Source organism: Bombella favorum, from assembly GCF_014048475.1.
GTDB classification, from domain to species: Bacteria; Pseudomonadota; Alphaproteobacteria; order Acetobacterales; family Acetobacteraceae; genus Bombella; species Bombella favorum.
Genome location: NZ_NWUS01000003.1, coordinates 76,787 through 89,374, shown reverse-complemented (window position 1 = coordinate 89,374; position 12,588 = coordinate 76,787). Strand labels below are relative to the sequence as shown.

Sequence of the window (12,588 nt, the reverse complement as noted above, 5' to 3'; positions counted from 1 at the left end):
GCCTTTGTTATGTTCAGAAATGTTCCCGTAGGGTCAGATTGACCGACCGGCCCATGCCCAGAACCGGGCCGGGCGGGCTGCCCGCCGTGCTGACGGCCCGCCCTCCTAGCGGCAGGGCGTAACGCTGGTTCAGCAGGTTGTCGAGGCTCACATCCAGCTGAAGATAGCGGGACCAGTGATACCCAGCCCCGAGGTTGAACAGCGCATAGCCGGGTGTCCGGGGTTCGTTGCGGACCCAGTCCACCGTATGTTTTGCTTTGACAAGCACGACTTCTGCCATGCCGTGCCACGGGCCGAAATGCTCATGCAAGCGGATAGTCCCGTTGAGCGGCATTTGCTGGTACAGGCCGGAATGGGTTTTGAAGTCCTGCCCCCGCACCCAATTCAGATTGGCGGAAAGTTCCCCCGTGCCCCAGTGCGTATTGTCCCACAGGGTCGTCCGGCCGGAGGCGTTGATGCCGTAGCTCTGGGCGTTGTGGTTGACGAACTGGAGCAAGTTGAAACCGCGTGACAGGGCACCGATGCGCACAACGTTTATGTAATTGTGCGTGTAGGTGTAGAAAGGCTGGATCATGGCCTCCCACTGATGATCATCCGCATCATGGAAGCGGAACGTTACGCTTGCGGTGTTGGCGACTTCAGGTTTCAGGTTCAGATTACCGACATAGCCATTACCATCACCAAACCAGTTTATCATCCGGGCTGTCATGCTTTCCCGGCTCCAGCCATAGCGTTCATACAGGTTGGGGGAGCGTGTCTTGCGGGCATAGCCGCCCTCGATGTTCAGGTAGGCACTGGCTTTGTAGCGTAGCAGAGCTGTGACATCGAAATTATCGTCTGTACGTCCCCGGCGGGCACTGTTGAAGGTACGGGCGGCCGCCTGATTGGTGCTGCCCATACTCATGCTCCCCATTCCCATACCGGACATGCCCATATCCGACATGTGGCCCATACTCATCATGGACATGCCAGACATTCCTCCCATGCCCATGCTGCCCATTCCACTCATGGGGGATAGGCCCTGATAAGGGGAGACCGGGCCGGTATTCATCAAGATGACGTCACTGCGCATACCAAGCTCGGTGGAGAGGCGGGGCGTCCATTGGGCATTCCATTGGATGAAATGGCCGAGATGGTTCCTGTGGGCATTGTTCAGGCTGTGGAACGTACCCGGCCCCATCATCATGCTGCTCATGACAGGCGGCCACCAGTCATTGAGGCCATCATGGCTGAAGGCACTGCCGACCTTGAGTTGATGGCGTTGCCCGAGCGGTATGGTGGCAACCAGACTGTAGCCTGCCGTACGGCCATCGCTATTCATGGGCATGCCGGTGGTAGCACTGTGGCCACCCTTGTCGGCTAGCATGTTCATGGCGTGGGTTACACGTTGCCAGTAGCCCCGGGCCTCTAGCGTACCCCAGTTGAACGTGCCGACATATTTGCCATTCACGAAGGTAGAGCGGTTGTTGGTCTCATCCATATACTGGTTGGGGAAGCCTTCATAAGGTGTGTCCTGCTGGCCGAATGTTAGGCTGAAGAGATGGTTTTTCAGCTTCAGGCCTGCTGTTACGTCATGATTAAAGCTGAGATAGTTGCTGGAGAGAACCCGCCCCCCACGCCCTCCAGCGGTGTAGTCGCTGGCATGGGTGTAGGAGCCGCTGTAGCGCAGGCTGAGCATGTCGTTAGCCACTGTGATGGAACCACCAGCACCGGAGCCCCCCCCATTACTGCGCCAATCTTCCCGTCCATCGCCTGTTACGAGGATGTTGCCTTCTTTGGCGAACTGCGGGTCTTTTCGTTCTACGGAGATGGTGCCTCCCGTGCTGTCCCCGCCGAGGCTAACAGGCGTTATTCCGGCAATGGCTACGCTGTGGGATACTTCATCAAGGCTGATTTGTGAGAGGGCGGGATTCATGTGGTTGGGACAGTCCGCCATTAGGGGCATGCCATCCACGAAGGTGGCGACCCGGTCATCCGCCATGCCGTTGAGGACCGGCAGGCTGGCAATGCCTCCCGTTTTGTAACTGCTGAACCCCGGTACGTCCCGAAACAGGGCTGCTGTGTCGGCTGCCTGCGTGAAGGGGCGTCGTGTAGCTATGACGTTGATCTGTTCAATAGGCTGTGTACTAGGCGATGAGGTGGGTAATTGCTGGATGGGAGAGAGCTGTGGCTGGCTGGCGGGGGTTATATGGCTTTTCGGTGTGGTTTGGGCCTCTGTTTCTTTGGTTGGCAGGATCAGGCTGCCCAGCAGCAGGGTGGTCAGAGCCGAGAAGGACGGTAGATGACGAAACACATAGGCCGGACGCATGCTGCGCCCGCCTTCATAAGGGTGGAAAATAGACAAAACTCATCCATTCTGAAGAAAACATGCGGAAAGGCCGATGCGCAGCCTTCCTCAGGCTGGATCGGTCAAGTGAGTGCGTGATTCAGGATGAATGAGGGTGGCCCACGGCTAGGGGGGCGTTGCCGGGTCTGTTCCGGCGGGGCGTGTGCAGGGGGTGTTTCTTGCCAAACCTGCCGAGCCAGCCGGATGCAGCTGAGCAGAACGGTAAGGACTGTCAGAGCTAGAAGAACATGGCCCAACAGGGGGCAGAGCGGGCAGTCCAGTCCGTGATGATGATGCCCGCCAGAATGATGGTGGCTCTTCATGTGGGGAGTGGAAGGTTGGGGCGGGTAATGGGGCTGCTGTTCTTCCTGCATCATGCTGGCATGGTCCATGTCGGGCATGGAGGATGCAGCTTGTATAAAGGCTGCGGGAGCAATATCGATGCCCGTCAGCCGTAGGATGGCAGCCCGGGGGTTTTCATCCGGCAGGCTAGATGCTGTGAGAAGAGTCTGTGCCCCAAAGCCCAGCAGCATGACCAGCACCATGAGGTAGCGCAGCGGATGCCAGCGCAGCAGGGTAGAGGTCATCAGGCTGTGGGTGGGGAAGGCCTTCATGGGTCAGTGCCGTACCCCACCGGAGAGGCAGGCTAGCAGCGTTCCGAGTAGAATTAACCCGATTCCTAGATAAGCCGTTAGATTGAGCGGCTGACGGAAGATGGTCACGCCGATGACAGCGATGCAGACGATCCCCACCCCGCACCAGACAGCATAGGCAATGCCGAGGGGGACGCATTTGAGGGCCTGTGCCAGACAGAAAAAGGCCGCCCCATAGAGCAGGAGCGAGCCGATGGTGGGCAGGGGCTTGCGGAACCCGTTGGAGATGTTCAGCAGGCTAGTTGCCAGAACCTCCAGAAGGATAGCCCCGAATAGGAAGAGCCAGGCAAGAAAAGGCGTCATGGCAATGTCCTATATCAGGATTTCTTTTTTCTGCCACCTTTCTTGCTGGTACCTTGCTGCGGTGTGGCTGGTGTCGGTTCTGTCTTCCCGGTGGCCAGCATGGGGGCGAGGAACTGCCCGGTATGGCTCTCCTTGCAGGCGGCAATGTCCTCCGGTGTGCCAGTGGCGACAACCTGCCCACCGCCTGCGCCACCTTCCGGCCCGATGTCGATCACCCAATCCGCTGTCTTGATGAGATCAAGATTATGCTCGATGACCAGCACCGTATTGCCCTGCTCTACCAGAGCGTGAAGGACATTTAGTAGCTTGTGGACATCTTCGGTATGGAGTCCGGTGGTGGGTTCATCCAGCACGTAGAGGGTCCGGCCTGTGGCACGGCGGGCGAGTTCCTTGGCGAGCTTCACACGCTGGGCCTCACCACCGGAGAGGGTCGTGGCTTGTTGGCCGAGGGCTACATAGCCTAGACCCACCTGCTGGAGAATGGAGAGACGGTCCGCAATGCGGGGCACCGCACTGAAGAACGGCACGGCCTCGTCCACCGTCATGGCCAGAACGTCCGCAATGGACTTGCCCTTGAACTTGATCTCCAGTGTTTCCCGGTTATAGCGGGCGCCCTTGCAGGTATCGCAGGTGACGAACACATCCGGCAGGAAGTGCATCTCAATCTTCAGCACACCGTCACCTTGGCAGGCCTCGCAGCGTCCTCCTTTGACGTTAAAGGAGAAACGCCCCGGTTTATAGCCTCGTGCCTTGGCTTCTGGCAGTTCGGCAAACCAGTCCCGGATAGGGGCGAAGAGGTCCGTATAGGTGGCGGGGTTGGAGCGTGGTGTCCGCCCGATGGGGGACTGGTCAATCTCGATGATCTTATCGAGCTGTTCGGTGCCTTCTAGCCGCCCATAAGGGAGGGGAACAGCAGCGGATTTCATGATCTGCCGGGCCAGGGCTTTATAGAAGGTATCGGTAATCAGTGTCGATTTTCCGCTACCGGAAACACCCGTAACGGCAATGAAGGTGCCGAGCGGGAATTTCACACTGACATTCTTGAGGTTATTCCCCTTGGCCCCATGAATACTTACCCAGCGTTTGCTTGTGCGGCGTGTGGCGGGGACGGGGATGCCCCGGCGGCCCGCTAGCCATGCGCCGGTTAGGCTGTCGGGATTCTGGGCAACTTCTTCCGGTGTGCCGTAGGCGATGACATGCCCGCCTTGCGTTCCAGCTCCTGGCCCCATGTCGATGAGATAGTCCGCCTGCCGGATGGCATCTTCATCATGTTCCACGACAAGGACGGTATTGCCGAGATTTCGCAGTCTCTCCAGCATGGTGAGCAGGCGGGCATTGTCCCGCTGGTGTAGCCCGATGGAGGGTTCATCCAGCACATAGAGGACGCCTGTCAGGCCGGAGCCAATCTGCGAGGCCAGCCGGATGCGCTGGCTCTCCCCGCCGGAGAGCGTGCCGGAACTGCGTGAGAGAGTGAGATAGTCCAGGCCCACACGGTCGAGGAAATGTAGCCGTTCGGTGATTTCCTTGAGGATGCGCCGGGCGATCTCGGCCCGCTGGGGTGTCAGGCTGGCTTCCACAGTGTTGAACCATGCAAGAGCCTCGCTGATGGTTAGTTCTGAAGCTTCAGCAATGTTGCTATCATTAACCTTCACGCAGAGGGCTTCCGGCCGCAGGCGGGCACCATGACAGGCGGGGCAGGGCATGGCGGATTGATACCGGCCTAGAGCTTCTCGCACATGGATGCTGCTGCTTTGCGCCAGACGGCGTTGCAGATGGTTGATGATGCCCTCAAAGGGCCGGTTGATGGTGTAGGTCTTCCCCTTGTCATCTTGATAGGGGATGCTGACAGGCTCAGGAGCACCATGTAGGAGAAAATGGCGTGAGCTGTCCTTCAGCTTGCTCCAGGGCGTGTCCAGCGTTTCCCCGCAATGGTGGGCAATGGCGGCGAGGGTCTGGTCGAAGAGCGGGTCCTGCTCATTCCGCCACGGGGCAATGGCCCCTTCACGCAGGGTCAGGCTGTCATCGGGGATGATGAGGTTGGGGTCGAAATGTGTTTCTGTCCCCAGCCCGTCACAGGTTGGGCAGGCTCCCATTGGGGCGTTGAAGGAGAAAAGGCGTGGTTCCACACTCTCCAGCATGAAGCCGGATTCCGGGCAGGAATAGCGGGAGGAGAAAGAGGCCTTCAGCGGCTCACGGTCCTTCCCATTGCGGAGGACCTCCTCGACAGAGGCCAGCCCGTCCGAAAGTTCCAGAGCGGTTTCAAAACTGTCAGCCAGCCGGGTTTCCACACCTTCTTTCAGCACCACACGGTCTACTACGACATCCACATTGTGGCGTGTCTTGCGGTTCAGTTTCGGGGCTTCGCTGATTTCGTAGAGTGTGCCGTCAATCCGCACACGGGCGAAGCCACGGCGGGTCAGCTCGGCTAGTTCTTTCGCACAGTCGCCTTTTCGGTCCCGCACGACCGGGGCCAGAAGCATGAGCCGTGTGCCGGTGGGCATAGTCATGACACGGTCTACCATCTGGCTGATGCTCTGGGCCTCGATGGGTAGGCCGGTGGCCGGGGAGTAGGGAACGCCAGCCCGTGCCCAGAGCAGGCGCATATAGTCGTGAATTTCGGTGATCGTGCCGACCGTGGAGCGTGGATTGCGAGAGGTTGTTTTCTGCTCGATGGAAATGGCCGGGGAGAGACCTTCAATGGAATCTACATCCGGCTTACCCATGAGCTCCAGAAACTGGCGAGCGTAGGCAGAGAGGCTTTCTACATAGCGACGCTGCCCTTCGGCATAAATGGTGTCGAAAGCGAGGGAGGACTTGCCAGAGCCGGAAAGGCCCGTCAGCACGGTTAGCTTATCCCGAGGGATAGTGACATTGACGTTCCGTAGATTATGTGTACGGGCACCACGGACGATGATGTGGCTTGTGCTGGCGGGAGTGGCTGTATCTGTCACGCTATGTCCTCAATGACGGCCTTGCGGGCTGTGGTGGATGCATGGGCGGTCTATCTGTGCAATATAGGCAATATGGGTACACGGTGCCAGAATCGAACCGTGGCAATGAAAAGTTCTTTAGAGAAGTGGAAGAAGACGCATGGCAGGCAGTGTGAATAAGGTCATTCTGGTAGGGAATCTGGGTCGTGACCCGGAGGTTCGCAATACACAGTCCGGTAGCAAGATCGTCAATCTGGCCATTGCCACAAGTGACACATGGAATGACCGCAACACGGGTGAGCGGCGGGACCGTACAGAATGGCACCGTGTCGTCATCTTCAATGAGCGTGTCGGTGATGTTGCCGAACGCTACCTGCGTAAAGGTCGCAAGGTCTATATTGAGGGCGAACTGCGCACCCGTAAATGGACGGACCAGCAGGGTGTAGAGAAATATACGACCGAAGTGGTGATCGACCGTTTTCGTGGCAATCTGGTGCTGCTGGATGGCCAGCGTAGCGGTGGTGGTGATGGTGGCTTTGGCGATGATGGTTATGATGGCGGCTCTAACGGTGGTGGTAGCAACTGGGGCGGCGGTAACGGCATGTCTTCAGGTCGTGGCGGCAGCCGTGGTCCGCAGCAGGGCGGTGGCATGGGTGGTGGTTCCAACGTTGGTTGGGATAGCTCACCGAACCATGGTGGCCAGGAGCTGGATGACGAAATTCCTTTCTGATCCGGTAGTGTCGTAACAAAGGGCCCGGTGGGGCGGCATAGCATCGGGCCATAGAAAGATACGGCCAGAGGGTGGGAAAGTTAGGGATGAGCGGAGCAGCGAATAGGCAGGCTGTAAAAGGGTGTGTGCGGGCCGGTGCGTTATTGGTGTTGGTCGGGAGCATGCTGGCAGGCTGTGCTACTTCGCCTCCACGCAATCCTAATAACCTCTGCGATATTTTTCAGGAAAAGCGTGGCTGGTATCATACGGCCATGCGACAGGAGGAAAAATGGCATATTCCTGCCTCCGTCCCTATGGCTATTATGAATCAGGAATCCAGCTTCCGGGCTAATGCACGGACCAGGCGGACCTATATTCTCTGGATCATCCCGTGGGGGCACATCAGCACGGCTTACGGTTATGCCCAGGCTAAAAATGAAATCTGGCATGATTATCAGCGTCAGACTGGTGCCGGTGGCAGCCGGACAGATTATGCCGATGCTCTCAATTTCATGAATTGGTACATTACCAATACCCGGAAGGTAGATGGCATCCCCGTGACGGATGCTACGAGGCAGTATCTTGCCTACCATGAGGGATGGACCGGCTATCGCCGCCGTACCTATGCCTCAAAAGGTTGGCTGGTAACGGTGGCCCGTAAGGTGGGCCACCGTGCTCAGCAGTACCAGCAGCAGTATGATGCCTGCAAAGACAGGCTAAAAGGCGGCTGGTGGGAAAACTTCCTGGACTGGCTGTTCTGATTAGCCGCCCTTCTTCGGGCTTGTCAGGCCGTTAGCGAGGGCTGCTGCTGCGCCGGGACTGTGCGGGGCCTTTGTGGGGGCGCCGTCCCGATTATCGTGTCGTGTGTGCGGGATGACATTCCCATCCATGAGGACATAGCGGAACTGGCCGTCCTTGATCTCAGCGAGGAAGATATCTTCCAGTTTTTCGATGTTCCGTTTTTTCATATCCTCCAGGAGGTCCTCTTCAGAGAGGCCGACATCTTCAAGGTCATCTGCACGGACGACGCCATCATAATAGATGATAAGTGCAGGAAGCTTCTTTTTGTCTGTAATTGCAGTGATGGCACCGCTTGGTTCGATCTGTGCGAAGTAAACATCATCAAACGAGTAAATGCCCTGAATATTGAGCTGTGAAGCAATATTGAGCATGTCGATCTTGTTGTTTTTATCGCGGATATTTTCCATAAGAAAACGACCATCTTTGATGATCGGTATCTGTCTGCCTATGGTTACATTTCTGAACATGTTGATTTTTCTGCAGAAACGTGTCAGTGTTAGCAGAATACCGACCCCGATGAGCAGGGCGATGACATATTCGTGAAAGGATATGTTAGTCGTGTAAAGGACCCCGCCAACGAGCCCACCGAGAATGAAGTTACCGACAAGGTCGATGGCGTTCATCTGGGAGACCTGGCTGCGGCCAGAGATGTTGAGATAAGCGATGATGATGGCGAAGCCGGTTACCAGCTTTAGGAACATCCAGATGTTAAGAGCGAGATTCGGGAAGAGTTGGTGAAGCATTCAGGGGAACCTTGCGAGGAAGAATAAGGAGAGCGGCTTTCGAAGAGGATGCACCGCCCTCGTGTAGGAGGGAAAATCCCTCACGTGTAAGGCTATAAGGCTCGTTAACAGCTTTTCAAGATGTTGCGATCTTTTTCTTGCCTGTTACTCTTGAGAGAAGAAAACAGGCACCGAAATTTTCAGAGACCGAATCCGGTCCAGGCAAGGAAGGAGTATTCATGAGCAAGCATACGAATTTCCCGATCCCCGATCAGGCCCCTGCTGCCGTGCTGCCCACAGGGCGCCTTGATATGATCCTTTTTGACTGTGACGGCGTGCTGGTGGGGGGGGAGCATCTTTCCACCGCCCTGATGTCCGAGGATGCCCGTAGCCACGGCTGGAACATCAGCGATGAAGAGGGCAACAAGCTGTTTGGTGGTGGCGAGCTGGCCAAGATTGGCGAGATGATCGCCGAGAAAACTGGCGACAAGCTGCCCGATAATTGGGACATGATCATGCAGGACCGCATCGTAGAGATGATGCGGAAAAAGGCGAAGGAAGTACCCGGTGCTACGAAGATGCTGCGGGATGTCGTCAATGAAATTCGCCTGCCGATCCGTGTTGGTTCCAACTCTTCAGAAGCGGAAATGGAGGCTAAGTTCTCTAGCACGGGTCTGGATAAGATCCTGAAGGAAGAGCGCATCCATTCCGGCCGGGACCTGAACATGCCCAAACCCCGCCCGGATATCTATCTGCATGGGGCGAAGCAGGAAGGTGTTGATCCGGCCCATTGCCTGGTGCTGGAGGATTCCGATGCCGGTGTTGAGGCAGCCCGTCGGGCAGGTATGGCCTGCGTATTGCTGCGCGATCTCGACAAGCCCGCCCCTTCATGGCCGGGCCTGCTGCGCATTGCTCATCTTGATGAGTTTGTGCCGTTGCTGAAGACGATCATCGCTGCACAGAAAGAGCATCACAAAAAGGGCTGAAAAAGGCTGCTCTTGGGGGGTGGCATCCGCTCTGCATGTGTCGGAGCGGACCGGTCATGGTGCCCGTTTTATTCATGAGCCTTCTGGAGACATGTTATGCTGACATATGATGATCTGAAATCCTTACCGGAAACTGTGGCTGGCCCTTCGTACGATGTACGCAAGGTGACGTCGGGTATCGTGCATTTTGGTGTGGGTAATTTTTTCCGGGCCCATCTGGCCTATTATGTGGATCGTGTTCTGGCTCTGCCAGACCAGCATCATTGGGGCATCACCGGGGTTGGTCTGCGTTCTGGTGGCAATTCCGACAGGAAGGCTGAAGAATTTCGGGCGCAGGAAGGGCTGTATTCCCTGACGGAGATCGCCGCTGATGGTAAGGCTGAGATCCGTGTTATGGGGTGTCTGAAAGATTATCTTCAGGCCCCGGATGAACCGGAAAAGGTGCTTGCCCTTTTGGCGGACAAGGCCACCAAGATCATCTCCATGACCATCACGGAAGGTGGTTATAACATTGATGAGACAACAGGGGAGTTCCGCACGTCTCTGCCAGCTGTGCAGGCAGACCTTGCTGACCCGAAGAATCCCGGAACCATCTTCGGTTTTGTGGTGGAAGGTCTCCGTCGCCGCCGGGAGGCTGGGCATGGCGGCCTGACCATCATGTCTTGCGATAATTTGCGTCATAACGGGGATGTGTCCCGCAAGGCTTTTGTTGGATATGCCCGTGCTGTGGATGCTGATCTGGCCGACTGGATCGACCAGAATGTGACGTTCCCCAATGCGATGGTGGACCGTATTACTCCGTCCGTCTCGGATGAAGACAAAGCCAAGCTGAATGAGCGTAGCGGGCTAAAAGACCTTCAGCCGCTTCTCTCTGAAGATTTCATCCAGTGGGTGATTGAGGACAAGTTTGCAGCGGGCCGCCCTGCTTTTGAGAAGGTTGGTGTCGAGTTTACGGATCAGGTCAGTGCCTATGAACATGCCAAGATCCGGATGCTTAATTCCAGCCATCTTATTCTCAGCGCAGCGGGTATGTTGCTGAATCTCAAGTTGGTTGATGAAGTTCTGGGTGAGCCACGTGTGCATAAGTTTGTGGATTCTGTTCTGGAAAAGGACGTGATCCCCACCCTTAAGGCACCCCCGGGTGTAGACCTGCACAAATACAAAAGCACCCTGCTGACCCGTTTCTCCAATGCGGCTATGGCGGATCAGGTAGCCCGTATTGCATCTGATGCAACGTCCAAGGCACAGGTGTTCTGGACGGAAACAGTGCGTGCTGTACTGGAGGGAGGCCGGGACCGTACCCGGATCGTATATTGCATGGCTCTCCTGCTGGAGCTGCTGCGTGGTAAGAACGAAAAGGGTGAGAAAATTGCGCTTCAAGAGCCTTTCTTGAGCGAAGAGCAGTTGAAGATTGCTGCCTCTGATGACGTCTCAGAGTCGATCAATCTTCCGGCTTTTGATAGCTGGCGTGATCTTCTGACACCTGAGCTCAAGAAAGAAATTGCACATAACCGGGAGTTGATCCGTAAGGAGGGTGTGCTGTCTAGCTTGCCTGTGTGATGCCACTGCGCATGACCGGTGTGTAAGTATGAGATGAAAAAAGGGAGGTTTAGTCCTCCCTTTTTTTATGTTCATGAGTTCTCTGTGGATAAAATTATTTTTTGCCTTGCTAGGCTAATGATGTGAGAGGGTTTTTTTATCCCTACAAGCAGAGAGGAAGGCTTGCGCTGGGGAAAGGATTAAAATTATATTTAAGTTGGTAGGTTCTTTGACAACAAAAAAAAGACTTATATTACTTATGGTTACAGGAAGTCTGTTCCCCGCCCATGCGGGGATGAACCGCGGATGCGCCCTATTAACGGCGTTAATGGCTGCTGTTCCCCGCCCATGCGGGGATGAACCGGGCGTGGATGGGGCGACCTCAACACTACAACCCTGTTCCCCGCCCATGCGGGGATGAACCTGCCGTGGGTTCTGGAGGATGCGGCATAGCGTGCTGTTCCCCGCCCATGCGGGGATGAACCGACGAAACGGGCGAGACAGAGACGCCGCTAACTCTGTTCCCCGCCCATGCGGGGATGAACCGCGGCTGAACTCCACTAATGGAATTCGTGGACGCTGTTCCCCGCCCATGCGGGGATGAACCGCCAATATATCGGTTGATTTTTGTCTCTGGGATCTGTTCCCCGCCCATGCGGGGATGAACCGGCCACTTGATTGATTCACGATCAAACGGAGCGCTGTTCCCCGCCCATGCGGGGATGAACCGGCTTGATCCGCAGGCAGGCAGAGGACAGGGACCTGTTCCCCGCCCATGCGGGGATGAACCGTGGTCCCGATTCATCTTCATCCTGGCTGCTGGCTGTTCCCCGCCCATGCGGGGATGAACCGGCAGAGGAAGACCGCTACGATGCCAAAGAAGACTGTTCCCCGCCCATGCGGGGATGAACCGGGTTTCGGGCCGGTGCGAACGGTCTGGCAGTACTGTTCCCCGCCCATGCGGGGATGAACCGGCCAAGAGCGGATCAAAACCATTGAGGAAGCGCTGTTCCCCGCCCATGCGGGGATGAACCGATGAAAACGACGCTCTAAACCCATGGGGAACACTGTTCCCCGCCCATGCGGGGATGAACCGGCCGTTGCGCTGGGCCCCGTCATCCAGCAGGTCTGTTCCCCGCCCATGCGGGGATGAACCGGCGGCTCAAAAAAACCATCATCTGCCGACTTGCTGTTCCCCGCCCATGCGGGGATGAACCGGACGCCGGGGGATGGCCGGCGTCCACACAAAACTGTTCCCCGCCCATGCGGGGATGAACCGGGTATCTGGATATTATACCGCCGACTAGCGTCCTGTTCCCCGCCCATGCGGGGATGAACCGCACGAGGGAGGGAGCAACGATGACTGACCATGCTGTTCCCCGCCCATGCGGGGATGAACCGAACAGGCCGCTCTTGCCGCAGAATTGCGGGCGCTGTTCCCCGCCCATGCGGGGATGAACCGGCGGCATTTTTGGGCTGCCTCGAGGGGAAAATCTGTTCCCCGCCCATGCGGGGATGAACCGTGCCATGATGCTTTCCTTTACTTGCCTGCGGTCTGTTCCCCGCCCATGCGGGGATGAACCGGCCTACCTGCCTAGCGATGAGAAAACGCCCATCTG

9 protein-coding genes and 1 CRISPR repeat array (1 of these 10 running past the window's edge) are annotated in these 12,588 nt (G+C 56.9%); of the genes, 4 read left to right on the top strand and 5 right to left on the bottom strand.

Annotation, left to right across the window (positions count from 1 at the left end):
- Positions 1-13: 13 nt before the first annotated feature.
- The 4 genes from CPA57_RS07390 to uvrA form a co-directional block, all read right to left on the bottom strand.
- Complete coding sequence (locus CPA57_RS07390) at positions 14-2,308, bottom strand: TonB-dependent receptor plug domain-containing protein (RefSeq protein WP_182082180.1); 2,295 nt, start codon at positions 2,306-2,308, stop codon at positions 14-16.
- Positions 2,309-2,409: 101 nt separating this feature from the next.
- Positions 2,410-2,940 (bottom strand): DUF2946 family protein, encoded by a 531-nt coding sequence (locus tag CPA57_RS07385; RefSeq protein WP_182082179.1) that lies wholly within the window; start codon positions 2,938-2,940, stop codon positions 2,410-2,412.
- A 3-nt stretch (positions 2,941-2,943) separates the two neighbouring features.
- Positions 2,944-3,282, bottom strand: a complete 339-nt coding sequence (locus CPA57_RS07380; protein WP_077396740.1) for a DMT family transporter — start codon at positions 3,280-3,282, stop codon at positions 2,944-2,946.
- 14 nt (positions 3,283-3,296) lie between these two features.
- Entirely contained in the window at positions 3,297-6,233 is a 2,937-nt protein-coding gene (uvrA, locus tag CPA57_RS07375) for an excinuclease ABC subunit UvrA (protein WP_182082178.1), read from the bottom strand.
- A gap of 139 nt (positions 6,234-6,372) precedes the next feature.
- Between uvrA and ssb the strand changes: the two genes are divergently transcribed.
- A complete protein-coding gene (gene ssb / locus CPA57_RS07370) occupies positions 6,373-6,942 on the top strand; it encodes a single-stranded DNA-binding protein (RefSeq protein WP_182082177.1) in 570 nt (189 codons plus the stop codon).
- Positions 6,943-7,028: 86 nt separating this feature from the next.
- Positions 7,029-7,682: a transglycosylase SLT domain-containing protein gene (locus CPA57_RS07365; protein WP_182082176.1), complete on the top strand. Its 654-nt coding sequence runs from the start codon at positions 7,029-7,031 to the stop codon at positions 7,680-7,682.
- On the opposite strand, the gene CPA57_RS07360 is transcribed toward CPA57_RS07365, so the two are convergent.
- The gene (locus tag CPA57_RS07360) at positions 7,683-8,465 is read right to left on the bottom strand and encodes a DUF421 domain-containing protein (protein ID WP_077396736.1); all 783 of its coding nucleotides are present in this window, start codon (positions 8,463-8,465) and stop codon (positions 7,683-7,685) included.
- A gap of 290 nt (positions 8,466-8,755) precedes the next feature.
- Here CPA57_RS07360 and CPA57_RS07355 point away from each other — a divergent pair, with 290 nt between their 5' ends.
- Positions 8,756-9,430: an HAD family hydrolase gene (locus CPA57_RS07355; protein WP_182082325.1), complete on the top strand. Its 675-nt coding sequence runs from the start codon at positions 8,756-8,758 to the stop codon at positions 9,428-9,430.
- A 96-nt stretch (positions 9,431-9,526) separates the two neighbouring features.
- Positions 9,527-10,990: a mannitol dehydrogenase family protein gene (locus CPA57_RS07350; RefSeq protein ID WP_182082175.1), complete on the top strand. Its 1,464-nt coding sequence runs from the start codon at positions 9,527-9,529 to the stop codon at positions 10,988-10,990.
- Positions 10,991-11,243: 253 nt separating this feature from the next.
- A CRISPR array of direct repeats spans positions 11,244-12,588; the repeat unit is 29 nt; unit sequence CTGTTCCCCGCCCATGCGGGGATGAACCG (it continues 1,551 nt past the right edge of the window).

Excerpts from the sequence above, each read along its gene's own strand:
- CPA57_RS07390 (WP_182082180.1), bottom strand. The coding sequence starts at position 2,308 with ATGCGTCCGGCCTATGTGTTTCGTCATCTACCGTCCTTCTCGGCTCTG.
- CPA57_RS07385 (WP_182082179.1), bottom strand. The coding sequence starts at position 2,940 with ATGAAGGCCTTCCCCACCCACAGCCTGATGACCTCTACCCTGCTGCGC.
- CPA57_RS07380 (WP_077396740.1), bottom strand. The coding sequence starts at position 3,282 with ATGACGCCTTTTCTTGCCTGGCTCTTCCTATTCGGGGCTATCCTTCTG.
- ssb (WP_182082177.1), top strand. The coding sequence starts at position 6,373 with ATGGCAGGCAGTGTGAATAAGGTCATTCTGGTAGGGAATCTGGGTCGT.
- CPA57_RS07365 (WP_182082176.1), top strand. The coding sequence starts at position 7,029 with ATGAGCGGAGCAGCGAATAGGCAGGCTGTAAAAGGGTGTGTGCGGGCC.
- CPA57_RS07360 (WP_077396736.1), bottom strand. The coding sequence starts at position 8,465 with ATGCTTCACCAACTCTTCCCGAATCTCGCTCTTAACATCTGGATGTTC.
- CPA57_RS07355 (WP_182082325.1), top strand. The coding sequence starts at position 8,756 with ATGATCCTTTTTGACTGTGACGGCGTGCTGGTGGGGGGGGAGCATCTT.
- CPA57_RS07350 (WP_182082175.1), top strand. The coding sequence starts at position 9,527 with ATGCTGACATATGATGATCTGAAATCCTTACCGGAAACTGTGGCTGGC.